This window comes from Fluviicola taffensis DSM 16823, from assembly GCF_943372375.1.
Lineage (GTDB): Bacteria > Bacteroidota > Bacteroidia > Flavobacteriales_D > Crocinitomicaceae > Fluviicola > Fluviicola taffensis_A.
The window spans coordinates 62,950-88,487 of sequence record NZ_CALRYJ010000010.1; the positions used below are offsets into that span (position 1 = coordinate 62,950).

Annotated in this window: 23 protein-coding genes; 5 read left to right on the forward strand and 18 right to left on the reverse strand. The window is 40.4% G+C overall.

Annotation, left to right across the window (positions count from 1 at the left end):
- Positions 1–48: 48 nt before the first annotated feature.
- Complete coding sequence (locus AAG807_RS14155; protein WP_341905195.1) at positions 49–498, forward strand: hypothetical protein; 450 nt, start codon at positions 49–51, stop codon at positions 496–498.
- 459 nt (positions 499–957) lie between these two features.
- Here AAG807_RS14155 and AAG807_RS14160 read toward each other — a convergent pair whose 3' ends face one another.
- The 3 genes from AAG807_RS14160 to AAG807_RS14170 form a co-directional block, all read right to left on the reverse strand.
- Positions 958–2,304, reverse strand: a complete 1,347-nt coding sequence (locus tag AAG807_RS14160) for a T9SS type A sorting domain-containing protein (protein ID WP_341905197.1) — start codon at positions 2,302–2,304, stop codon at positions 958–960.
- 193 nt (positions 2,305–2,497) lie between these two features.
- Positions 2,498–3,559 (reverse strand): NAD(P)-dependent alcohol dehydrogenase, encoded by a 1,062-nt coding sequence (locus AAG807_RS14165; protein WP_341905199.1) that lies wholly within the window; start codon positions 3,557–3,559, stop codon positions 2,498–2,500.
- Positions 3,560–3,652: 93 nt separating this feature from the next.
- Complete coding sequence (locus AAG807_RS14170; protein WP_341905202.1) at positions 3,653–4,819, reverse strand: DUF4421 family protein; 1,167 nt, start codon at positions 4,817–4,819, stop codon at positions 3,653–3,655.
- Between the two features lie 86 nt (positions 4,820–4,905).
- Between AAG807_RS14170 and AAG807_RS14175 the strand changes: the two genes are divergently transcribed.
- Positions 4,906–6,252, forward strand: a complete 1,347-nt coding sequence (locus tag AAG807_RS14175; RefSeq protein ID WP_341905205.1) for an MFS transporter — start codon at positions 4,906–4,908, stop codon at positions 6,250–6,252.
- 5 nt (positions 6,253–6,257) lie between these two features.
- Here AAG807_RS14175 and AAG807_RS14180 read toward each other — a convergent pair whose 3' ends face one another.
- Entirely contained in the window at positions 6,258–6,716 is a 459-nt protein-coding gene (locus AAG807_RS14180) for a TspO/MBR family protein (RefSeq protein WP_341905208.1), read from the reverse strand.
- A 172-nt stretch (positions 6,717–6,888) separates the two neighbouring features.
- Between AAG807_RS14180 and AAG807_RS14185 the strand changes: the two genes are divergently transcribed.
- Both AAG807_RS14185 and AAG807_RS14190 read left to right on the forward strand, forming a co-directional pair.
- On the forward strand, positions 6,889–9,378 hold the full coding sequence (locus AAG807_RS14185; protein ID WP_341905211.1) for a PIG-L family deacetylase: 2,490 nt from the start codon (positions 6,889–6,891) through the stop codon (positions 9,376–9,378).
- Positions 9,379–9,649: 271 nt separating this feature from the next.
- Positions 9,650–11,383 (forward strand): sodium:solute symporter, encoded by a 1,734-nt coding sequence (locus AAG807_RS14190; protein WP_341905214.1) that lies wholly within the window; start codon positions 9,650–9,652, stop codon positions 11,381–11,383.
- A 125-nt stretch (positions 11,384–11,508) separates the two neighbouring features.
- On the opposite strand, the gene AAG807_RS14195 is transcribed toward AAG807_RS14190, so the two are convergent.
- The 14 genes from AAG807_RS14195 to AAG807_RS14260 all read right to left on the reverse strand — a co-directional run bounded on the left by AAG807_RS14195 (position 11,509) and on the right by AAG807_RS14260 (position 24,709).
- Positions 11,509–12,360 (reverse strand): DUF2911 domain-containing protein, encoded by an 852-nt coding sequence (locus AAG807_RS14195; protein WP_341905218.1) that lies wholly within the window; start codon positions 12,358–12,360, stop codon positions 11,509–11,511.
- Positions 12,361–12,595: 235 nt separating this feature from the next.
- Positions 12,596–13,156, reverse strand: a complete 561-nt coding sequence (locus tag AAG807_RS14200; RefSeq protein ID WP_341905221.1) for an AraC family transcriptional regulator — start codon at positions 13,154–13,156, stop codon at positions 12,596–12,598.
- Positions 13,157–13,212: 56 nt separating this feature from the next.
- Positions 13,213–13,566 carry a cupin domain-containing protein gene (locus AAG807_RS14205; protein WP_341905223.1) on the reverse strand — a complete coding sequence of 118 codons (354 nt, stop codon included), beginning with the start codon at positions 13,564–13,566 and terminating at the stop codon, positions 13,213–13,215.
- Between the two features lie 48 nt (positions 13,567–13,614).
- Complete coding sequence (locus AAG807_RS14210) at positions 13,615–14,082, reverse strand: AraC family transcriptional regulator (protein WP_341905225.1); 468 nt, start codon at positions 14,080–14,082, stop codon at positions 13,615–13,617.
- A 305-nt stretch (positions 14,083–14,387) separates the two neighbouring features.
- Positions 14,388–14,663: a YtxH domain-containing protein gene (locus AAG807_RS14215; protein ID WP_341905228.1), complete on the reverse strand. Its 276-nt coding sequence runs from the start codon at positions 14,661–14,663 to the stop codon at positions 14,388–14,390.
- Positions 14,664–14,737: 74 nt separating this feature from the next.
- Positions 14,738–14,896, reverse strand: coding sequence for a lmo0937 family membrane protein (locus AAG807_RS14220; protein ID WP_341905231.1), 159 nt, complete (start codon positions 14,894–14,896; stop codon positions 14,738–14,740).
- Between the two features lie 16 nt (positions 14,897–14,912).
- Positions 14,913–15,554 (reverse strand): porin family protein, encoded by a 642-nt coding sequence (locus tag AAG807_RS14225; RefSeq protein ID WP_341905234.1) that lies wholly within the window; start codon positions 15,552–15,554, stop codon positions 14,913–14,915.
- Between the two features lie 133 nt (positions 15,555–15,687).
- On the reverse strand, positions 15,688–15,996 hold the full coding sequence (locus tag AAG807_RS14230; RefSeq protein ID WP_341905236.1) for a hypothetical protein: 309 nt from the start codon (positions 15,994–15,996) through the stop codon (positions 15,688–15,690).
- A gap of 123 nt (positions 15,997–16,119) precedes the next feature.
- Positions 16,120–16,560, reverse strand: a complete 441-nt coding sequence (locus AAG807_RS14235) for a peptidase M23 (RefSeq protein WP_341905239.1) — start codon at positions 16,558–16,560, stop codon at positions 16,120–16,122.
- 147 nt (positions 16,561–16,707) lie between these two features.
- Positions 16,708–16,944, reverse strand: a complete 237-nt coding sequence (locus AAG807_RS14240; protein ID WP_341905241.1) for a hypothetical protein — start codon at positions 16,942–16,944, stop codon at positions 16,708–16,710.
- A gap of 123 nt (positions 16,945–17,067) precedes the next feature.
- Positions 17,068–19,335 (reverse strand): TonB-dependent receptor plug domain-containing protein, encoded by a 2,268-nt coding sequence (locus AAG807_RS14245; RefSeq protein ID WP_341905243.1) that lies wholly within the window; start codon positions 19,333–19,335, stop codon positions 17,068–17,070.
- 33 nt (positions 19,336–19,368) lie between these two features.
- A complete protein-coding gene (locus AAG807_RS14250) occupies positions 19,369–20,706 on the reverse strand; it encodes a hypothetical protein (protein ID WP_341905246.1) in 1,338 nt (445 codons plus the stop codon).
- A gap of 200 nt (positions 20,707–20,906) precedes the next feature.
- Positions 20,907–22,961: a DUF4331 family protein gene (locus AAG807_RS14255; RefSeq protein WP_341905248.1), complete on the reverse strand. Its 2,055-nt coding sequence runs from the start codon at positions 22,959–22,961 to the stop codon at positions 20,907–20,909.
- Positions 22,962–22,990: 29 nt separating this feature from the next.
- Positions 22,991–24,709, reverse strand: coding sequence for a DUF4331 domain-containing protein (locus AAG807_RS14260; RefSeq protein ID WP_341905249.1), 1,719 nt, complete (start codon positions 24,707–24,709; stop codon positions 22,991–22,993).
- 289 nt (positions 24,710–24,998) lie between these two features.
- On the opposite strand from AAG807_RS14260, the gene AAG807_RS14265 reads away from it, so the two are divergent.
- Positions 24,999–25,538: a MarR family transcriptional regulator gene (locus AAG807_RS14265; protein ID WP_341905252.1), complete on the forward strand. Its 540-nt coding sequence runs from the start codon at positions 24,999–25,001 to the stop codon at positions 25,536–25,538.

Here is a 25,538-nt window from a genome sequence, read left to right on the forward strand (position 1 = left end):
ATTGAATTCGCTTATTGTATACAAAGCCACCAGCTTCAATACGTCTATATGAAATTAGTTTTAATCACATGTCTTATATCCATTAGCTGTTATTCTTACAGTCAGGTCAATATAATTAGACCAAGCATTCAATATGTGTCCAAATGGCAACTTGAAAGCATTAACTGGATGAAAATAGGCAGCCGTGTTTTGTTTAGGCAAGAATGTACTACAAGTTTGCCACCTGAATTCCCAACTGGAGTAGTTTTCTTCGAAAATGTATTTAACAAAGATGATCGATTTTCGATGGCTGTAGAATTTAAGGATACTGTCGTTGTTTCGGTTACTTACTATCTCAGCGCAAAACAAAAGAATTTGTTAGAGACAATTGGGTATTCAGATATCAATGCGAACGGTTCAACAATAAAAGGACAATGGATCTATGTTTTGAACGAAAAAACCATGCATACGACAATTGTTGGTGATAAAAAGAGGATTGTAATTGTCCAAACCCTATAAAAACAAAACGCTCTGGAAATTCTAGAGCGTTTTGTTTTTGTAAAAGGTCTTTTGATTGGCTACCTGACTTAAACGGATAACTCCCACTTCAACTCCCCTTAGTTGACTTTTGCATTTTTAATCCTTGACCAAGGAATCAGATTTAAATAAAATTGCAGTGAATCAGAATACTGAATTCACTGCAATTTGTCAAGGGATGGTTAGGTTAAATTAACTAGATGAATAGTGGTTAGGCTTCATCTAAAGTGGTTTGGTTGATTGGTGATTTTGGTTGGGTTGATTAGCGAATGGAGTTCTTATCGAGTTTCTTTTTAAGTTGTCTCATTTGTTTGATTTATAAGTCAAAGATACGGTCGCAGAACGTAGGGGATTTACGTCCTATAAACCCATTCAAATTTTTCTGATTATTTTTTCATTTTTCTTTTATTCACGGGACTTTCAGCTTGTCTTGACGCCCGATTACTTCTTCACTAATCGACGCTGTTTGCCCCCGATTTTCACCAGGTAAATCCCTGCTTCCAAGGAAGATAAATCGATGGATATTTCAGAACCGTTTGCCTGAACAGTTTTACATACTTTTCCTTCCAGACTTAGGATCGAAACAAGCGTTTCTTTTTCGATTCCGGAAATAATACAATTCGTTTCGATCGGATTGGGCTGAATGGTCCAATTGATCTGCTGTTCCAATTCATCCAGGGATGCCGTATTCGTGTATTTTGCGATGTAACTATTGGAATTATTGATTCCTCCACCTGCATAGATCTCGCCATTGTAAAGTGCTATCCCTTCTATTTCCCGATTGAGTGTTCCTCCGCTCAAGGTATCGATAGTTGTTCCGTCGAAAGCACAGATTCCCTGCCCCAAATGCACCGTGGAACCTTCTATCACGCGGTCAAATCCACCGGAGATGTACAATTTTGAATTGAATACTTTCAATGTATGTACAAAGGAATAATACCCTGAATTGTTATAATACATTCTGAATCCCGGATCTACCCAAGCACTTCCATTCCATTTTGCAATGCATTTCAAGGGAGTACTTCCACTCATTGTGAAATCGCCACCAGCGTATAATTCACCATTGAAAACACAAGTTCCGTAAACTGTTCCGTTGAATCCTGCTCCCAGGTTATGCCATTGATTTCCATCCCAGCGTGCAATTCCGTTTACGGTAATTCCACCGGCTTTCAAGAAATTTCCGGCAACGATCAGGTCGGTTCCCCATTGACACATGTCATGCGGATACATCACCGGGGCTGTTCCTGCAATATTTCCACTCAATCCACTTCCCAGTGAATCCCAAACGGATCCGTTCCATTGCATGATTCCGGAAATTGCTTTGTTTCCCACACGATTAAACTCACCACAAGCAATGATATTGCCATTGTATTCTTCCAGAGCGTATAAGTTGGCTGTTTGAGATCCACCCGAAACGGCATTCGTTAAATAAACCCCTTCTCCTTTTTTAAAAAAGTCGGTTCCTCCATACTGATAGACCCAGTTCGAATCAGTTACTGTGGGCTCATATCCTACAAAATACAGGTGATTGCCCAAGTATTTCAATTGATGTCCCGCATTCGGGTTCCCGGTTCCAACCGGTTGCCAGACACTTCCATCCCATTTCACTATGTGATTGTTGGTTGTTCCACATAAACTGGTAAAGAAACCTGTTGCGTACAATTCGTTATTGAAGACTTCAAAATTGTCAACGAATCCATTTCCTGTTCCGCAAACCGTGGTCCATTGAGCGGACGAATTACCAATCAATGCAAAAAAAAGTGCAAGAATAAGGATGTACTTTGTCATAGCAGCGCGTTTTATTGGGTTTCAATAAACCTGAACGAGGAAAGCTCAAGGATGGTTGGTTTTGATAATTATCAGTTTTAAAAAATTGAGAATGTAGCAGTTAAAATGAATAATTGAATTTTACACAAATCATTAAAACCAAAAAAGCACCTCACCAAAGGCGAAATGCTTTCATTTTAAGATCAACAATGACTTATCCTTTTTTCAAAGAAGCCATATCAATAACAAATCGGTATTTGACGTCACTTTTGAGCATGCGTTCGAATGCTTCATTAATGTCTTGCATTTTAATCAATTCAATTTCTGAAGTAATCCTATGCTTTCCACAGAAATCAAGCAATTCTTGTGTTTCAGCAATTCCTCCAATTACAGAACCCGCAACGGATTTTCTCCCAAGAATCATTGGAACTGTATTTAACATCGGATCCAATGGTCCTAAGTAACCTACTAAAACAATTGTACCACTAATTGTCAACGTTGGGATATAATGATTCACATCGTGAACATATGGAACCGTGTCTATGATTAAATCGAACGTTCCTTTCACTTTTGCCATTTGTGCATCCTCTGTTGAAATAATGACTTGGTCTGCTCCTAATTCCAATGCATCTTTTTCCTTATCCGGAGTTCTGGAAAAAAGAGTCACATGTGCACCCAAGGCTTTCGCTAATTTAATAGCCATGTGCCCTAAACCGCCTAATCCTACAACGGCAACTTTACTTCCTTCTTTTACATTCCAGTGTTTCAACGGAGACCAAGTAGTGACTCCAGCACACAAAATCGGTGCTACTGCCGCCAAATCCAAATTTTCGGGAACACTCAATACAAAATGTTCGTCTACCACAACACGTTCCGAATATCCTCCGAATGTATGACCTCCCAAATGTTTATCTGTACCGTTATAAGTTCCCGTAAACCCCGGAATACAATATTGTTCCAAATCCTGTTTGCAACTGGCACATTCCCTGCATGAATCCACAATACAACCAACTCCAACCAAGTCGCCAATTTTGAATTTGCTTACTTTTTCACCAACACTGATAACTTTTCCTACAATTTCATGTCCTGGAACGGTTGTATACTTGGTTCCTCCCCAATCGTTGCGCACCGTATGTAAATCCGAGTGACAAACTCCACAAAAGAGGATATCAATTTCTACGTCTGTTGCTGTTGTTTCTCTTCGCTGAATGGTTAATTCTTTTAATGGTGCTACAGGTGATTCTGCTCCAAAAGCTTGTGTGTTTTTTATGTTCATTTTGTCTGAGATTTTATATAGTGACCCTCGTTCATAAAGTTAACTCAAGAACGGGTAAATAACTAACGAAAATGAAAACATTAATTACGAAAATCAAACAACCATTTTCTTTCTAAAACCGATTTTTGGCGCATTCAATACCATTCCAAAGTGAAGCTGAAGACTCGTATAGACATCATTGTAATTAAAATCAGACCATTTGCCTGCAGTAAGGGAATTGTACGCATAAGCTCCAAGAAATTTATTCTTCCAGGTAAAAACAACTCCCGCCCGAACATAATTGGTAAAGCTCACAGTTGTATGTCTGTTCTGATCGGAATTACCAGAAAAATTAATTGACTGAAAACCGATATTCGGGGTTTCGGAAATATAAATCACCACTTTCTTACCTAAAACCCAATTGTATGCGTATCCCATTCCGAGATCTGCACGAATCGTCTTAAAACGGTCGGCATTGTATAACTGATGAAAATTGAAACTTGCCGAATCTGATAAGCCGCGTAAGTCAAAGTCTTGATACGAAATTCCGGAAGAAATAATGAAAGAGCCTTGGCTCTTCAACTGCCTCCCAACCTGAGAAACAGAAGGAGAATAATAGAACTTTTTGTTATTGAGGATATAATCTACTTTCAATCCTACATTTCGCAGAGAAATTCCTTTTTGACGGGCAATAAATATGGTATCAATCGAATCCATCCCACTCACACGGTAATAATTCAAATTCTTCAAACTTGTAAAATTTGCCGAAACTCTGAAAGGTTTATACGCTGTTGAAAAGCGAAAATCCAAATTGGCTGATGAGTTTTCCCTGTTAAAACCGAAACTATAACCCAAAGTCGCCCATTTATAGCTGACCTCTGCCCCTATAAAGTTTTGTGCTCCCGTTGAAAAGTAATCTGCACTGAAGGATGTATCTGACTTTGTTACAAAACTGGTAACCTGATTTTTGTAATTGGTCATCAACCGAGGAACCAGATTATTCCGATAGATCTTTACGTAGCTTGTGTCTAGTTGCGCAGTCGTCCACCCTGAAATAAAAAGGACAAAAATCAAACTAAGATAAAATCGAAACTGTTTCAAGACTGAGCTATAAGGTATGCCTATTAACTTATAATAAAAGACGATATTGTGAGGAACTATTATTTTTTTGTTAGTTGTTTGCAATAATCCCAAACCAATTGGTAATTCGAACGGTTTATGATTCCAGTCCCGTTGTTGTAAATTATTCCGTGTCTCCCTATTGTAAATCGCTGGCTCCATTGGAAGAAGATAATGATCCTTTGGGGAAAGAATCACCGAAAAAAAATCAGTGAAGAGTGAGTTGAAAAACAATAATTTTACACCTTATGAAACAAGAGAAAATATCGGCGCAGCGTCTCAAAGCCATTATTGGCGGATCGATCGGAAACTTAGTGGAATGGTACGACTGGTATGCCTATTCGGCTTTCTCTCTTTATTTTTCGGGTGCATTTTTTCCTGAACAGAACGCTACAGCCCAATTATTGAATACTGCAGGAATTTTCGCTGTCGGTTTCTTAATGCGCCCAATTGGCGGTTGGCTATTTGGTGGAATTGCAGATAGAGTTGGGAGGAAACAGGCCATGACACTTTCCGTTCTGCTCATGTCATTTGGATCTTTACTGATCGCCCTGACTCCTTCCTATTCGACAATCGGTGTTTTGGCTCCTATCATTCTCCTAATCGCAAGACTTTTACAAGGACTCAGCGTTGGCGGTGAATATGGTGTTTCAGCAACTTATTTAAGTGAAATGGCAACGGAAAACCGACGCGGATTCTATTCCAGTTTTCAATATGTAACCTTGGTCGGCGGGCAATTGATTGCTCTCGGAATTCAACTCATTCTACAAAAATTGATCTTAACGGAAGAACAACTGCACAGTTGGGGATGGCGCATTCCGTTTGTCATTGGGGCTATTCTTGCTTTAATTGCCTTATATCTTCGTCGGAACCTGCACGAAACTGAAGCCTTTGAAGCACAACGCTTACACCAAGATTCCAGCGCTGGAGCAAAGGAGAAAAAATCCAACAAAAAAGGAACGATCAAAGCTTTGCTGCAACATCCAAAAGCCATTCTGACAGTTGTTGGTTTAACACTTGGTGGAACCCTGGCTTTTTATACCTACACCAACTACATGCAAAAATTCCTGGTGAATACCGTTGGTTTAAGCAAAGACCTTTCCACCCTGCTTTCATTCATCAGCTTATTGATTTTCGTCATTTTACAACCACTTTTCGGAGCTTTGTCTGATAGAATCGGCAGAAAACCCTTACTAATCGGCTTTGGAGTTCTGGGAACGCTATTCACTGTTCCACTACTGACAGCTCTCAGTCACACGCAATCCGTCTGGGTTTCGTTTTTCTTATTGATGGCGGGCTTGATTATTGTCAGCGGATATACCAGCATCAACGCCATTGTGAAAGCCGAATTGTTTCCAGCGGAAGTACGCGCATTGGGAGTCGGGTTGCCCTACGCCTTGACAGTTGCTATTTTCGGAGGAACAGCGGAATACATTGCCTTGTGGTTCAAAAATTCGGGTCACGAATCCTATTTCTACTGGTACATTACGGGATGTATTGCATTATCTCTATTCGTATATGTATTTATGAAGGACACGAAAAAGACTTCTCAGATCAATCACGATCTGAAGCCAACGAAGACAGATTTGGAGTGATCCGATCAGTTATTCGCTAAAATATACCAATTGAGTGATGTTGCGATGAGTAGCCAAATGAGATAAGGGAGAATCAAAATCGATTTCAGTTTTAAATCTGACCAATAACGGAAGAGGAACACTGCGACCAGAACCGTTAATGAACAAATGACAACCAATCCTACAGCTACCTGATGTAAGTAAAAGAACACCGGATTCCAAAGCACGTTCAGAACCCATTGGATACTGAATAAGGCAATCAGTGTTTTCTTGCTTTTCACTTTTTCATAAGCGAAAGCCATATAAATCGCGAAACAGATCATAATGGTTGTCCAAGCTGCACCGAAAACCCATCCTGGCGGAGTCCATGGAGCTTTGCTTAGTGAAGCATACCATTCGGAAGGAACGCCTTTTCCGGTAAAAATCCCACCAATTCCCAGAGCAGCAAAGTTGATTACTAAAAAAAGGATTGTTCTTAAAACCATAACTCTCAGTTTTCACCCGTACGAAATTGTAAAAGCGCGAGCTTAAGTTACGAAAAAGGGCGATTCCGGGCTTCAAACTTCTTTAAAGAATTGTTAAAGACCCATTGAATTGAGCCCTCACTGGCAGATTTCCTGTATTATTGCGCACGATATTACACAGACACACTCCATTATGATTAAACAACTCATTCTCGTTCTTACACTCACTTTAGGACAAACTGTTCTTGCTCAAACCTCACCGGAACTCAATTCAGCAGAAATCCTGCTTGGAATCAAAAAACTCAACACCGTTGGCTCCGTTCTGTACGTTGCAGCCCACCCGGATGACGAAAACACGCGATTGCTGGGGTATCTGGCAAAAGAGAAAAACTTCCGCACCGGCTATTTATCGCTTACCCGCGGTGATGGCGGACAAAACCTCATCGGGAAGGAACAAGGGGAAGCTCTTGGCTTGATTCGTACACAAGAATTATTGGCTGCCCGAAGAACGGATGGTGCAGAACAATTTTTCACCCGCGCAAACGACTTTGGCTTTTCGAAAAATCCGGAAGAAACTTTCACTATCTGGAACAAAGACAGCATCCTGGCGGATGTGGTTTTAGCGATTCGCCGATTCAAACCGGATGTGATTATCTGCCGTTTCCCAACAACCGGAGAAGGTGGTCATGGTCATCACACCGCCTCTGCCATTTTAGCGATGGAAGCATTTGATCTGGCAGCCGATCCAACCAAATTTCCCGAACAACTAAAAGAAGTACAAGTTTGGCAAGCCAAACGCATTTTCTGGAATACCTTCAATTTTGGAGGAACCAACACCACTTCCGAAGACCAAATCAAACTGGACGCCGGAACTTACAATCCTTTGTTAGGACTGAACTACGGGGAAGTTGCCGCAAACAGCCGTTCCATGCACAAAAGCCAGGGATTCGGTTCTGCAAAACAACGCGGAGAAACTATTGAATACTTCAAGTTCCTGAAAGGCGAAGCTGCTTCAAAGGACCTATTTGAAGGAGTGAATGCTTCCTGGAAACGTCTTCCGGTAACAACAGACCTGGAAAGCTTGATTGCAAACTGTATTTCAACATTCAATCCCCAGCATCCCGAACTATCCTTACCCGCATTGGAAACGATCTATTCCAAACTCCAGCAGCTCGATGAAAAAGATCCGAACGTTCGTTACTGGAAGAATCTCAAATTGGCTGCTTGCCAGGATTTGATCATCCAATGTGCCGGATTGTGGATGGAGTCCACTATTTCAGACTATAGCGCAGTTCCGGGAAATGAAATCAGTATTTCAACACAAATCATTGCACGCAATACCGGGAATGTGAAATTGAAATCCGTGACTTTTATCGGTCAAACCGACAAGATCACAAATCTTCCATTGACCGTGAACAAACTGGAAACCATCGATCAAAAAGAAGTTTTACCGAAAACAACGGGTTATTCTGCACCTTACTGGTTGGTTGAACCGCACACAGTCGGAATGTATACGGTGAAAAATCAGGCATTGATCGGAAAGCCGGAAAATAATGCTGCGAAAAGTGTCGTTTATCATTTGTCCATCGATGGAATTGATTTCAATGTGGAACGCGGATTGGTTTTTAAATCCACAGATCCTGTAAAAGGTGAAGTTTACCGACCATTCGAGATTCTACCTCCTGCCACCATCACTATTTCAGATCAGGTATTTGTTTTCAATGCCATTGCGCCGAAAGAAGTTTCATTTGTCGTGAAAGCCAATCAACCGAATGTGAAAGGAACCGTAAAAATAAACGTTCCTGCAGGCTGGAAGATCGAGCTTAAAAATCCGGAAATCAACCTGGAGAAAAAAGGCAGCGAGCAAATTGTGAAAGCGATCCTGACTCCGGATAAAACCGGAAAAGATGGAATCCTACGTGCATCTGTTTCGATTGACGGGAATGACTATACCAAATCCATCACACGCATCGAATACGATCACATTCCCTACCAGTTCATTTTGAGTAATGCAGAAGCAAAAATCGTGTTTTTAGATCTGAAGAAAACAAAAAACAAGATCGCATACATTCCGGGAGCAGGAGATAATGTAGTTGCCTGCCTGACACAAATTGGCTACGATGTGACTTTATTGACTGACGAATTATTGGCAAAGGAGGATCTGAGCGTTTATTCGAGCATTGTGACCGGAGTACGTGCTTACAACACCAATGACCGCATGCCCATTTACTACGATAAACTGATGGCTTATGTGCATCAAGGTGGAAACCTGATCGTGCAATACAATACCAATAACCGCATTGCTCCGATGGAAACGAAAATCGGACCTTTTCCGTTCACAATTTCCAGAGATCGTGTAACCGATGATAATGCAAAAGTGGAATTCACCGATCCGAAACATCCTGTCCTGAATACACCGAATGTCATCACCCAAAAAGATTTTGAAGGTTGGGTTCAGGAACGTGGGATTTACTTTGCAACCGAAATGGATTCACACTATGAAACTGTTTTTTCCATGCAGGACCCGAATGAAAAACCGAGTAAAGGAAGTTTGATCATTGCGAAACATGGAAAAGGAAACTTTGTTTATACCGGATTGGTCTTTTTCCGGGAGTTACCGGCAGGAATTCCGGGAGCATACCGTTTGTTTGTGAACTTGTTGAGTTTGCCTCCCAACAAATAAATACAGAGAAGAGGAAAGAAGAATTAGAGTATATATATTTCCCACGGAGGTACACGGAAGTACACTTAAGAAATAATTATCCTTTAATCCAATTATAAAAAACTTCAGTGTTCATCCGTGCTCGTCTGTGGGAATAAAAAAGGGTTTAAATAAATGATATGACCGAAGAGAAAGAAAACAATCGTAAAAACTGGAATTGGGCGTATGCCGGAGTGATTGGTGCATTGATCGCATTGATTGGTTTCTTTTACTTTTTTACCCAACATTTCTCATGAGTGCAATTGATTGGATCGTCCTTGTAATCACACTACTTGCTGTGGTTGGTTACGGTTTGTATAAGAGCAAGAGCGAAAAAACCCTGGATGGTTATTTCAAGAGCAGCAATTCGATGAGTTGGATCCTGATTCTGCTTTCCATTATGGGAACGCAGGCGAGTGCGATTACCTTTCTATCAGCTCCTGGTCAGGCTTACACGGATGGAATGCGCTTTGTGCAATATTACTTCGGTTTGCCTTTGGCGATGGTTGTTTTGTGCGTGACTTTTATTCCGATCTACCATAAGCTAAAAGTATTTACTGCATACGAATACCTGGAACAACGTTTCGATCTAAAAACGCGTTCACTGGCTTCTGTCTTATTCCTGATTCAGCGCGCACTTTCCACCGGGATCAGTATTTATGCCCCTTCCATCATCCTGGCTTCCCTACTTGGCTGGAATATCTATTACACCAACCTGGTAATGGGTGGATTCCTCATCATTTACACCGTAACCGGTGGAACGAAAGCTGTAACCTACACTCAGATGCAGCAATTGATTGTCGTATTTATCGGGATGTTCCTGGCAGGATACATGGTCGTCCACATGCTTCCCAAAAATGTCAGTTTTACAGATGCCTTGCACGTAGCAGGTAAAATGGGAAAACTGAATGTGATTGAAACCAAAATTGATGTGACGGATTCCGAATGGTGGAAAGACAAGTACAACATCTGGAGCGGGATCATCGGTGGATTTTTCCTTGCCCTATCCTATTTTGGAACAGACCAATCTCAGGTAGGTCGCTATCTGACTGCAAAAAACACCAAGGAAAGCAGAACCGGATTATTGATGAACGGGTTGGTGAAAGTACCCATGCAATTCCTGATCCTACTGGTAGGAAGTTTGGTTTTCGTATTCTACATGTTTTATCAATCCCCAATCTTTTTCAATCAGAAGGAGGTGGATAAAGTAATGACTTCCGAATACCGGGAGGAGTTCAAGACACTTCAGTTGAAGAATGATTCCCTGAATGCCATCCGACAGACGCAGACAACCAAGTTGGCAGATGCATTGCATACGAAAGACGCTCCAAAAATTGAAACTTTACAAACAGATTTGCTGCAAATCGAATCCCAGACCAAAGTTGTCCGCGAAGAAGCTTTGGCTGTGATGAAAAAAGCGGATAGTACGGCAGACACGAATGATACGAATTACATCTTCCTCTATTTTGTAGTTCAGAATCTTCCCAAAGGATTGATCGGTTTATTGATCGCTATGATCTTTCTGGCTGCGTGGGGAAGTATTGCCGCTGCATTGAATTCACTCGCTTCCACCACGGTAATTGATCTGTACAAACGCATGTGGGTGAAGGACAAAAGCGAACTCCATTACTACAAAGCATCCAGGTGGTTTACATTCGGGTGGGGACTTTTTGCCATTGCAACAGCGATGTTTGCCAGTAAATTGGGAAGTTTGATTGAAGCCGTAAACGTGCTGGGATCCTTATTCTATGGAACCATTTTGGGAATCTTCCTGGTAGCATTTTATCTGAAACGAATCGGAGGAAAAGCTGTCTTTTGGGGAGCGATTATCACGGAACTCCTGGTGATCGGTATCTATGTTGCAGATGTGATCTCATTCTTGTGGCTGAATGTGATCGGGTGTTTGCTGGTATTGATCATCGCGGGGATTATTCAGTTGTTTGTGAAGAAGGGCACTTCGACTACGCTCAGTGACCTTACTCACTAGTACAAACAAAAATTAGATATAGTTTCCAATATTGAACTTGAGGTCACTGAGCGTAGCCAAAGTGCCGAAAACAAAAAAGTCCTTCCGCCGAAGCAGAAGGACCTCCTTTTATCTTTAGATAAAGATTACTTATTATCGGATAATAATTTCTCTCCCAGAGCAACATAATCATCGCTCTTAGCATCTTTTGCCAAAGCAATTGATTTCTCAGCGCTTGCTTTTCCTGCAGCTTTGTCACCCAATTTGTACTCGATACGAGCTTTCAGGTTAAACATATAAAATGCTGTTGGATTCTCTTCTGTTGCTTTCGTAGCCCAAGTCAATGCTTGCTTCAAATCCTTGTTGTTATCGAAGTAATAGGTAGCAGCTCTGAAGTATTCCGGTTTCTCGGATTTCATGGATTCGTCGATACTTTGCATGACACGCGCATCGATATCCGTACTCATTTTGATTGCAATTACAGTGTTCTCCCAAAGCAAAGTCAACTTAGCTTCCGTAGCAGTGATATCTGCGATATTGATCATCAAGGATTCCATTTTCATCGGGAAGCTGATCGCTCTCACCTTGAAACGCAATACTTCATTCTCCGTTTTGTAATCTCCTACGTTCCCGTTTAAAGTAAGGTCTTTGTACAACATCACTTCCCAGCTATCTTTGTTTGGAATCGTGTATAAACCATAAGTTCCAGGTTTTACAGTATTTCCTTCCAATTTCACCTCATCTGTGAATGTGATTTTTGTAGTGGCATTTGCTCCTGTTCTCCAGATTTTTCCAAAAGGAACTACATCTCCGAAAATTTTACGGCCTTTAACTGCCGGACGGGAATACTCGATTGTTACTTCCCCTAAACCGAATTTTTGTGTAACTGTCTGTAATGGACTTGGTGCAGGAACAGTGATCTTCTGAGCAGTTGCCCCGAAAGAAGCCATTCCCAATGCAAGGAATAAGATTGCTTTGTTTGTAATTTTGATTTTCATACTCAAGTGAATTTTGAAATTTTGTAGTCTAAAAATAGGGCTTATTTATCTAGTGAAATCAGATTTAACGTTTTATTAAAGATTGATTCAATGAATTCAAAAGTTTAAAGGGTTCAAACCAATTCAGTCTCAAATTTATCTGAAGTATTTTCTGAGCATTTGAACTTTTTGAACTTTCAATCTATTTCCCTCCCGTTTTTAACTTTTCATAAACGTACTTCGTCTTGGAAATCAGTCAGAAATTCTCCAGATTGCTGTTTCTCTTCTGTTTCAACTGTTTGTAGAAAGTGGGAGAAAGCCCTGTGATCTTCTTGAACTGATTGGACAAATGGGCAACGCTGCTGTAGTTGAGTTTATAGGATATTTCTGTAAGATTAAACTCGTCATACAACAGAAGTTCCTTCACCCGTTCAATCTTATTGATGATGATGAATTGCTGAATGGTAATTCCCTTCACTTCTGAGAAGATATTGGAAAGGTAGGTGTAATCGTAGTTCAGTTTTTCACTGATGTAATCTGAATAATTGACCTTGGGTGTTTCGTCTGAATAATGGATCATTTCGATAATCACGCCTTTGATTTGCTCGATCAAAATGCTTCTTTTGTCTTCCATCAGTTCCAGACCGGACTTCAATAAATTTACACGAAGTTTTTCCATGTCTTCAGCTGAAATATCTTCAGTGATTTGAACATATCCCAAATCAACGACAACGAAATGCAGCCCCAGCTTAGCCAATTCGTCTTTTACGACCATTTTGCAGCGCAGACTTACCATGTATTTGATATACAATTTCAAATTGTGAAGGGCTTAATTAAGATTCAATAACATATTATCTGGAAATAATTCAAATTTTAATCTTCGTAACCGCTTTTAATTGTTGTGCTAAGCATTTTAAATTGTTCGTTGGCATTGAACTTATGTCTGGAATGGGCCGGAATAATAATTCCCTCCCCCAATTTCATCGTGAATAGTTTCTTATCAATGATGAGTTCAGCTGAACCATCGATTATTTGCACATAAGTATCAAAAGGAGAATGCTTTTCTTCCAACTCTTCTCCTGCATCAAATGAAGAAACAGTAACATTCCCCGTTGTCTTTTTAATGATTGTTTTACTCAGAACGGCATTTGGAACATAGTGAATGATTTCGACAATAATGTGAGATTTTGCTTTTTCTAATTCCCTGCCGTCAGTGCTGTTTTTCATAGTGATTTAATCTTTAAAGTAACTGATGAAAATACACCAGCACATTTGTCATTCTTGTTTATTCTCTTTTAAAACTTCTAACCGTTTTTCCTTTAGTTTCTTATAATAAAAAGGAGTCAACCCTGTAATTTTCTTAAAAACATACGTCAACTGCGCGCCATTTCTATAATGAAGGATCTCTGCGATCTCTTTTACTTTCAGGTCTTCATACAGAAGCATTTCCTTGATGCGTTCCACCTCTTGTATGACAATGTATTGGGGTAAATTGATCCCGTGCACTTCGGAAAACAAATGTGTGATCTCAGAATAATCAAATCCCAATTTATCAATCAGGTAGTTTGGATATTCTTGTCGTGACATTTCCGGATGCTTATAGATCAGATCAGTAATCGAAGTTGAAATACGATCCAGCAATTTACTGTTGGTCTCGTCCAAAACTTCAAATCCTAATTTTAGAATACGCTTCTGAAATTGGGCTTCTTGTTCTGCAGATAATTCCTCTTGAAATTCAACCATGCCCTGATTAATTTTAGGCATGACCACCCCCAACTTTTTCAGCTCCGTCCCAACCAATTTCTTGCAGCGCAAGCTGACCATATACTTTATATAAATTTTCAAAATTGGTTTTGTTGTATACGGGTGAAGGTACGATAATTTATCACTGTTTTACTGTGTTTTCAAATTGTTTTCAACTGATTTGCACTAAATGAATTTATTCATCCCGGATTTTTTTTTCAATTAAACAAAAGCCATCTGATAAAGAGCATATCAAATGGCTTTTGTCCCGTTAATCTATTTTTATATACCCGTGATGAAGGTGGTTATTTTTTATTTGCTACAGAATCGATTCCAGCTTCTGCTTTTTTCTTTAGCTTGTCTGCATGGTCTTTCACATCTTCCAATCCATTCTCTGCTTTTTTCTTCAGTTTATCTGCAAGATCTTTGGCATCTTCCATCAATTTAGCTCTGGTCTTTTTTCCTTTTTCAGGTGCCAACAAAATTCCAGCTGCTAATCCAACTGCCGCCCCTGTAACTAAAGCCCCTACTATTTTTGATCCATTACCGGATTTCTTATTTTTATCTTCTCCTGTTTTCATTTTTATTGATTTTTTAATGATAAACTTAAAAATGCGCCCTGCCAACCTTAAACCGGGATCCATAACTCTTAGTTTTAATGTTTTCTGACAGGTATCAGCTGTCTAATGATCGCAACAAGTCCGACAAGCAGTATCAAGTGAAAAACTCCACCTTCATGATATCTGAAATATCCGATAGCCCAACCCGTAATAACGAGGATTGCTAAACTGGTCAATACGCTGTTCATGATCATTTCTACTAAGGTTTGATTAAATCTTAAACCCGACTGTCAATTGCAAGAACTGATTTCTGTAACGTGGTGTAGACGATGTCCCGTCACCCTTGTTATTTTGAAGATCCCAGCTTGCTCTTCCTGAAATAACTACATGGTAGATGTTGATATCAAAACCAGTCGAGATTCCGAGCATGTTCTTGCGAATATTGTCATTTTCAAATTCTTCTTCCTGCGCGGAGCTATTGTTCCCGAAGGTATATTCATTCCGTTCGCTTACCCGAAAAGAGATCTGAGGTCCGACCAAAATCGTTAGAAATGCAAGTGGTTTGATCTGAAGATGTACAGGAACATCAATCCAGCTAGTCGTTTTCTTATTGGAATAAGAAGTTCCAAGCAAAGTTCCTGAAGATTGAAACCCTTTTTGAGAGAACATCACTTCCGGCTGAATTCCCAGGAACCTTCCAATCGGAATCCCGACAAAAGCACCAGCTGCAAATCCCAATTTGGCATCCGCTTCGAAATCCTCTCCTTCAGAATCCCAAACATTCGATAAATTAGCCCCGATCTTAACTCCGAAAGTGAATTTCTCACGACGGTCGTACTTTTCAGATTCCTGAGCCATTGCTGTAATGCTAGTTCCAAGTATTACAAATAGAATTAAACCTATTTTTTTCATGTTGTGTATTAAAAACGTGGAAGAATTTCCACTCTGCAAAGGTGGTCTCATTTGGATCGAAAAGCATTACATTGTAATTCCTCAATCTTACATCAATTACTGATTTGACCAATTTTCAGAAGACTCAGATAAACTAAAATTGCTTCTTCAATTCCAATTCATATTTCTCCAGGAGCTCCAACAAATTGTTGTGATACCTTCTTAAATCAGCCATCCTGATTTCCGAATCCTCTCTATTAGGACGGAATTCCGGAATCCGATTCAAATATTTTGAAAGTTCGGGATGCCTGTTTTTAATTTCCAGAATCCGATTCAGGATTTTCTGTGTTTCCAGTTGATGGATCCGATAATTTCTGCGTCTAACGCTTATCATTCCACCTCTGGAGCGATGGGGGAAGATTCCAACGTTTTTCAATAACGACTTGTCTGCTTGATTTTCCATTTTTAACTTGTATAAAAAAGGGTGATTCTAACACCACCCTTTTATTAAGCAATTCTCAGAATGACCATTCTATTATTGGTATCAGCAATAAAGAATATTCATCCTTCCAATTGTTTATCTCTATTATTTCATAGGGTCTTTTCCCAAATCTTTTAATGATTTATCGACCTCGTTCAAATCATTAGCGTATTCGCGCTTGAACTCTTTCCAGTTTTCCTTATTGTCTCCCCGGTATTGTCTCATACGCAGGTCCAATTCATCATTGGTTCTCTGGATAAGCGCAATTTTTTCGTTTCTATCACCCAAAGCTTCTTCTTTTGCATCGAGCCTTACAGATTTCAACCGTGCAATTTCCAACTTATTCTCCCTCAGATCCGTTTCTACCGATGACCGATAACTTGCAACCTCTTTGGCATATTGCCTGTTTGCCTCATCCAGGTCTTTTTTTGCATTTTCAACAGCTTTGGCAGCTTTGTCCAAATCTGTTGATTTCGCTGAAGTGCAAGATGCAAGAAGGATAACCAACAGGGGGAACATCCGGAAGGAATGGTTTTTTTTTCTCATGAATTCAATGTTTTGTGATGAGGTATTTAGACTAAAAAAGTGCCCATCTGTCCGATAGACCGACAGACACCTCACGCAGAACTGAAAACAGGAACTATTAGTCGATTATAGTGAACCCTGTTTTTGAACTAACTCTAAAAAGGAAGATCAAACTTCACATTTGTTAATGATATTGATGACCTCTTCTCTTTTTTTATTCAATCTTGTTTCTACCCGTTGAAGCAATTCATTTTCCTTGCCCGGTTCAAATTTCAAATCCGAATCCGTTAACTGACTGAATTTATCCTTTAACTGTTCGGATTGTTTTGTCCAATCACCTGAAATTTTAAATGATTCTGTTTTTTTATCCGCGTTAGAATGGGTGTTTTTTCCTTCTGTTGACATCACATTGGTTTTAAAATGAATACTGTTGTGTGTCAAAGGTGATTCTTAATCAATCCTGAACCCTTACAAAATAAAAAAACATTGTTACACAAATCTCACTTAAACAGCCTCTTGCAAGTCAAATCAGAACATAAATTTCACCTGAAGTCTACATGAAAATGGGGTTCCCGGAGTAAAATGGATTTCGCTGACTGATTGGGATTCATCCTTCAACCGGGATTCGGTCAGGAATTGTGTTTCATTCCAGTTTACATTGAATACGTTGTTTACGATCGCCGTCACTACAAACGATTTACGCTGATATCCTAGTGTAAAGTCATTCACGAAATAACCTTTTGCCAATACGCTCCGATCTTCATTTGCTGCCCGGTCTCCCATATAACGATAAGAAAGTGTGGTAAAAATTCCTTTTTTGAAGTTCAATTGCACTTTTCCATCTGAAGTAAAGACAGGAGCCAACGGAATAAAGTTTTCACCTTTCGGTTCAGCAACTGAACGCGCGTGGGAATAATTCAAATTGGAATACAGGAATAACCATTTGGTTGGCTGAAATGTAAGACCTGCATCAAATCCTAAACGCTGGGAGCGACCGCTTGGTTCCACCACTCCTGCATCTCCGACATAAACGAATTCCTGCTCCGAAAGCAAATACCACAATGCACCGTTGAATAACAGGTTCTTTGTCAATTTCCAGGTCGCTCCCAAATCGGTTCCAAGAGCCAAAGGCAAAGCTTTCTTAGTCAAATTATCGGATGAAAGCAGTACGCGCGCATCATTGGAATGATATCCGATTCCTGATTTCAGGTACAACTGCACATGATCCGTAGCATTGTATAACAGGGAAACTTTGGGTAAAAACACTGCTTGTGACAAGCTTTTGGGTTGGTAAACACTGTCATTCAGATTGTTGTAATAGAATGTCACATTGTCTGCGCGAATGGCAGCACTGATCACCAAGCGATTGATTTCCAACTTACCGGAAACATATCCGAATAGATTGGTTTCATTGATATTCCCTAGTTGAACTTGATTGCGTAATTGCGTGCGACCGGTTGTTTGAGCCAATCCGATGTTATTGATGTCGTCATAACGAAACCCACCACCTCCGGTGAAACTGAAGATCGTGTTTTCATTCAAGGAAATGGTCTTCTTGTATTCTGTTTTACCTCCATAAATCTTCCGGTTCTCGTATTGGTGGATCTGATCTCCATTCACTGAATCTTCGAGGAAAAAAGTGAAATTGGAGAAGAGTGAGAAATCATAGGCAGAAAAAAAGAAATCACTTTTCAAGGAGGAAGAAGCATTGATTTTTTGAATAACTCCCAATTGGATATTTGTCCGGGAAGTGTTTCCTCCCTCAGTATTATCAATCGCACCGAACCGGGAGATCATCCCACTTTCAACCGCTCTTTGAGGAATCTGACCGGATGCATTCCAGCTACTTTGGAAGGTGGATGCCGAAACAGTGATCTTGAAGCTGGGAGAAATGATTCCCGTGTATTTTCCGTAAAAATTGATCCTTTTGAAATCCTGAGGAGATTCAAAATAATTATCCGTTTGGAGATAATCCGCCGCGAAATACGCGTTGTTCTTTTGATTCTCCAAAACCTTGATTCCCGCAGTGATCTTTTTGTGTTGGAACATGCCATATTCACCCGAAACAAAACTCTTGGTCAATTGTTCTCTGGTTTGAAAATCCACTGATCCGGCAGTTGCCAAATTCCCTTTCGTGACATCGTAAGGTCCTTTTTCAAAATTGACCTTGTCCACCACTTCCGGCATCACAAAATGGAAATCCGCATAACCTTGTCCATGTGCATGTGAAACCATGTTCACGGGCATTCCATCCAGGGAAAGTGCCACATCTGTTCCATGATCGATATCAAATCCACGCAGGAATAATTGCTCCGCTTTTCCGCCCCCGGCATGCTGCGCAACAAACATACCCGGAACCAAAGTCAGTAATTCCTGTGCCGAACGAACCGGTTGCAGTGTCAAATTGATATTGGCACTTTGTGTCAAGGTCGTCCGATTCCCCGTCACCTTCACCTCACTCAGTTCCGTTGCATTTTCGAACAACTGGAACAAGACATTCTTCTCAAAATAACTTTCATTATCGATCAAAAACGTGCGTTTCTGATATCCCTGGCTTTCAATCGAGATCGAATCACCCAAATGCACATCGGTTAATACAAACTCTCCAAGACCATTTGTCATGCTGTACTTAACAGATCCGATCAACGAGACTTTTGCGTTTGGGATTCCCTGGGATTGCTGGTCAATAACAATTCCGTTAATCCCGTGAGAGAAACCTAATTTTGAAAACAAAAGAATGATAAACAGAAGTCTAAATCGATTGCTGTTTAAAGCAAAGAAGTAATTATTTTGCATAGCGTAAGGTTTAAAAGATGAGAATAAATTCGATTAAATCATTTTCTTCGCACGGTCAACAAACAAATGGTCCTGATACGGATCAATCGCGAACGATTTCTTGATCTGTTTCTTATCGTTGTTTATCAGACCTGAAATACAATACAGATCTCCATCCTGTTTATTCGTTTTCATTGCAGTTTTAGCGTGTCCGGCAGCATTTTTCATATCTCCGTTTGCGTAGTAAGCAAAAGCAAGTAAGCGATTTACATCAATATTATTCGGACGCAATTTGTATTCCTTCAAACCTAATTCGAGCGCACGTTTGTAATCTTTCTTGAAATCGAGCAGGAAGAATGCATACTCCATATTCACATTGTGTCCGGATTCGATGTCTTCTTTGAACATGGATTCGATTCTCGGAATTAATCGCTTCATTTCCGCTTTTTTCCCTTGTCTTTGATACATTTTAGCCTGGTCCATGATGAAGCTGATCTCAGGAACCGCATTCAGAGCGACCGCATACAACGAATCCGCTTTTGCATAATTTCCCAGTTTACTTTCAATGCTCGCCATACCTGCAATTCCGAATGGATAATTGGCTCTTTCTTTTGCTGAAAACTCATAATAAGCTCTGGCAGAATCCAACTGATTGTGATTCTCCAACATTTTACCCATTGTTACGATTGTCCAGCATTTATACTCCGAATATGGAGCACCCGCTTCAATTGCCTGTTCCATGGATTTAATACTTCCCTTCATATCTCCATAAATTTCACGTAAGTATGAAATACGGCTGTATGAACGTAAATCAGGTCGGATGGAAATCATCTTATCACAATTCTTAACCGCTTCATCGTAATTTCCAATTTCCACATTGGCATCAACCAAAACCCCGTAAATCCCGGAATTTGTATTGTTCAGTGCCAACGCTTTTTTACCAGTAGCAAGTGCATCATTGAATTTATGCTGAGATAACTGAACAGTTGATTTGTAGAAAAGGGATGTGAAATGTTGGTCCTGAGTCATTTTGGTTGTATCCTTCAATGTTTCATTCAAGGTAAGCAAGGCTGCATTGTAATAATACGGGTGCTCACCGGTAACACGCGCCTCGTAAATGTAAATTTCCGAAAGCTTGATCAAACTCTCGATCTTCGTTTGTTCATTCTCCGCTTCAAAAGAAAGCTTATTGAATTTTTCCTTGATCTTCAAAAACTCATCATAGGACAAATCTTTTTCACGTTCCAACAATTGTGGAATCTGGAAACCCTGTTTCACAGCAACCACTTCTTCCTTTTCTTTCGTAGAAGAATCACAAGATGAAATCAATGATGAAGTGAACAATAAAGCTGCAATCGAAAGTGCATAAAAAGAGTAACTATTTTTTTTCATAACTGTAGTGTTTGGTATTTTAAAATCATTAGCAAGAACTAAATCAGATACGTGACAAATCAGATTGTGGATTTTTGAAAAGCAGAAAATTTTTAAAAAGATGCCTTCGACTACGCTCAGTCACCTTTTCCGTTACCAACAAAAAAAGGTAGGGGCGCAATGCATTGCGCCCCTACCTTCTGTTTTTCAACAAATTAATCTTACGATTTCACCACCTTAACCAATTTGGTTGCTTTTCCTTTCGAACTCTTGATATTGACTCTCGCATAATAAATGCCATTTGTCAGATGAGAAGTTCCAAATTCCTGCATGTGTTTACCGGAACTTTGTTTCACATTCGGTAAAACGGTTCCAACCAACTGACCGGATAGGGTATACAATAAGATTTCAACCTGAGAATCTGCATCCAAACTGTATTCAAAGTTCACCGAACTTGTGAAAGGATTCGGATATGCCTTGATCCCGTACTTATCTGCATTCACGCTGTTTTCTGCAATTCCAGCCGTTGTTGACGGAGGAAGAATTGCCGGTTGCGTATAGGTGTATGGTTTACCCAAACAATTGTCCGTTCCACGATGTGGAGCCGCTACATAAGGGAATGTTGTTGTAAAAGGAACATCATTCGCCTCAACACCTGTTGAATAACCCAACACACTTAACAAATCAGGTGTTACCGGATTCGGACCACCGGCAGTATAATCGTCATACCACAATCCGATAGCAGCTAACACTACTCCACCGACTGCTTGCAGCTCAATGCGGGTTACATCATCCTCCAAACGACGACCGTTCGGGAATCCGTCCATATTTGGAATGAATTCCAAGTTGGCCGTTGTATTGTAAGGAGCTTGAGTCAATCCCAGTACAGCTGCATAAACCAATCCCAAAGAATTAAAGTTCGGATCGTTACGCGGAGTAGCCGGAACAGCCATATTCAAACGCAACATATCACCAAAAGTTGGCAAGAAGTTGTTAATGAATGGTTTTCCAACTGCCAGAGGGTTTCCATTTTTACCTGTTGCCAATTGGTATGGCGCTAGGTTTGGAACTCCCGTATGGAAGATCGGCAATAAATCCACTGAACGCGGTTTCCCTTGACGTAACAAATAGTTACCAAAAAGATTGGTGTCAATCGCAGTTCCTGCACCAGCATTCGTAGCACGAAGTGGCCATAAACCATCTTGTGTGTTTCCGAAATCAAATGATTGCAATGAGTTGTGTTGGATTCTCAATGGTGAAAAAGCAGGAACTGCTCCTCCGAACAATGCGTCATCCATGTACAATCCCAATTCCGGGTTACAGAAGAAATCTTCCATTGCAGGATTTTCATTGTATGGAGTTCTTGAATTCCACTCATCTTTGCTTCCTACCGGAATAACAGCCTCATTCGTCAAAGGCATTCCCAAACGGGATACCTGGATCCAGTTTCCTGATTCACCGAATGCACCTGTTGCAGGGTTCAATGTGCGTGTTTCCTGGCGACTTGCAGAAGCCCAAACACCGATCACATAATCACTGTCCAAAATGTTTGCTGCAGCACTTACCGGCTGACCGTTTTTCTGCAATACAGAAATCGGAACCTGAATAGCAATTGTACTTACATTCAAACACTGAAGTCCATCCTGAGGAGTTCCCCCATTTTGACGCGGAGCATCTCCCAAGTCGAAAATACCTCCCAAGTCAACGAAGAACGGATCATCCGTTGAACCACAGAATACTTTTTCATTGGATCCTGTAGTTTCGATAGCCGCTGTCATCAAGTTAGAATAGCTATCGCCAACTCCAAGAACCGGATTGTCAATTGAACGCGGACCGATATTTGGCGGTGGCACTGTTCCTCCTGTAATCACGGTAGTGAATGCCCCTCCATTGATGCTGCGTTCCATCACATACGTTGTTTTGTGATTTTCAGCTCCTAAACGGATATCAAAGAAAGTTGTCGGATCCTCATTTGTTTGAGAGAATGTGAACCGGTAAGTGATATCATCACCTGCTGTTCCATCATTTTCAATGTGGATCTCATAACGGATATTTTCACCGAAACTGTAGTAATTCGGTCCACCGTGCGGTACTTGCAAAGGAACATAATTCGCAATAATGGTGATCGAATTCGGATCATTCGGGCTTTTGAAAGCGTATAGATCCGTATTATCCGCTAGCGGATCATTTGCGATAAGTGGAGCTTCTCTATGACTGGAAGCGAAGACCGTTCCGAACGGAAGCACCACAAATAAATATTTAATTAAATTTTTCATCTTTTAAAATTTTAATGTGAAACTCCGATTTAATCTTTACCCGCCCAAGGCGAAGCAACGTAAGGGAATGAAGTTTTAAATGCCACATCATTTTGTTCTACTCCAGTGGAATAGTTCAAAACATTCACCAATAAATTAGTAACCGGTGACTGTGCTGCAGATGATGCATTGTAATCGTCATACCATAAACCGATCGCTGCCAAAACAACTCCACTAACCGCTTGTAATTCGATGCGTGTAACATCATCTTCCAAACGACGACCATTCGGGAATCCATCCATGTTCGGAATGAATTGAATAGTTGTTGTTGTGTTGTAAGTCGGATCCGTTAATCCAAGAACAGCAGCCTGAACCAATCCCAATGAACTGAATGAAGCACTATTTCTAGGTGTTGCCGGTACAGCCATGTTCAAACGCAACATATCTCCACCACTAGGAAGAAAATTGCTAATGAACGGTTTTCCTGCAGCTAAGGGGTTTCCATTTTTCCCTGTTGCCAATTGATACGGAGCCATATTTGGAACTCCTGTGTGGAAAATAGGCCATAAATCGACAGAACGAGGTTTCCCTGCTGCCGGTAACAACAATGTTCCGAAAACCGCATCATCCAATGCTGTTCCTGCAACTGCTGCCGAACCTTTCAAAGGCCATAAACCGTCTTGCGTGTTTCCGAAATCGAATCCTTGAAGTGAATTGCGTTGGATACGTAATCCGGCAAAAGCAGGAACTGCTCCACCAAAAATGGAATCATCCATGTACAAAGCCAATTCAGGATTGTAGAAATACTCATCCAAAGTTGTTTCAGCCAATTCCTGGTAAGGAGTCAATGAATTCCAGAAATCCTTTTTACCAACCGGAATAACTGCCTCATTTGTCAAAGGCATTCCCAAACGGGATACTTGCACCCAACTTCCCGCGTAACCTTGAGAACCTGCAGTCAATGTACGTGTTGTCTGACGACTTGCAGATGCCCATACTCCGATTACAAAATTCGGATCCAAAATGGTTGTTGCAGAAGAAACTCCCAAACCATCTTTTTGAAGAACAGTTACTGGAATTTTAATTGCAATGGAATGCGTGTTGAATTTCGCTAAACCATCGCGAACGACACCTCCGTTATTTTGACGTGGAGCATCTCCCAAATCGAAGATTCCTCCTAAATCCACAAAGAATGGATCGTCAGATGGACCACAGAACACTTGTCCACCTTCAGGTGTCGAGTAGATTGAACTGGCAATCAACGCATCGTAATTTGCTGCACCTAATCCAACCGTTGGATCACTGATCGAACGGTCACCAATGTTTGGCGGCGGAACAGCTAAACCAGTCATGAAAGTAGTGAAGGTTGCGCCTCCATCTGTACTTTTTTCAATCATGTAAGTGGTTTTTGCATTCTCCTGACCTAAACGAATGTCAAAAAACGTGGTTGGATCCTGGTTCACTTTGGAGAATGTAAAGCGATACGTAATATCGTCTCCAGGTGTTGAAGCATCATTGTCTACATGGATTTCATACCGAATGTTCTCACCGAAACTGTAGTAGTTCGGTCCGCCATATCGAAATTCCGTCGGAATGTAATTGGCAATGATAGTAATAGAATTCGGATCATCAGGGCTTTTGAAAGCATACACATCGGTGTTGTCAGCCAATGGGTCATTTGCAATCAAAGGTGCTTCTCTGTGACTCGAACCGTAGCTTAGCGAAGCCATGCTTCCAGCTAAGATAAACGAGAATAAGATTTTTTTCATCCTTTTCATAATTAATTAGTAAATAGTTAACTATCTCATTAATGGAATTAGAGACGAACTACTTACGCATCAAATAGAAATTTAGATTTTTGAAAGGAAATTAAATTTTATTCACCTTGAAAATAGTGAGGAAACACTCGGTTTCAGTCCACATACCGACTTCTCTCTACCACTCACCGATTTTGTATTTCCTGACCGAAATTGCCAAACTACTTTTGAACCGCAAACAAATGTTAAAAGTTCGGTTTTTTTGGTTCTGTATTTTCAGAACTTAAAAAACTGAGTAACTTTGCAGGAACTAAATCCTGACGATGAATATCAGGAACAAAAGAAAAAAAGTATGACAAACGTTCAATTGACTCAGAAGCAAAAGGAACTCATCGAAAGAATGGGAGTTTTTTATGAGCGCCACGGCATTCCGCCAATGGAGGGTCGTATCATGTCCTTACTAACTGTTTGCGATGAACCCGAACTCACTTTCGATCAAATTCGAGAATTACTCGTAATCAGTAAAAGTGCCACTAGTTCGGCTTTGAATATGTTATTACTTACTCAAAGGGTCATTTACAAAACACGCCCCGGAGACCGGAAGCGTTATTTCACCAGCAATATCGTGGAATGGCAGGAAAGTTTCACCGAGAGCTTTCAGAAATTTTTCGGAGTGATCAAAATCATGAAAGAAGCTCTGAACCAACGCACTCCAAACACCCCTGAATTCAATGGACAAATGGCCGAGTTTATTGAATTCATAGAATACCTAAGCATCGAATTTCCAAGACTTTATTCGGACTGGTCCAATCGCAAAACCAACAATAATAAAAACAATTAG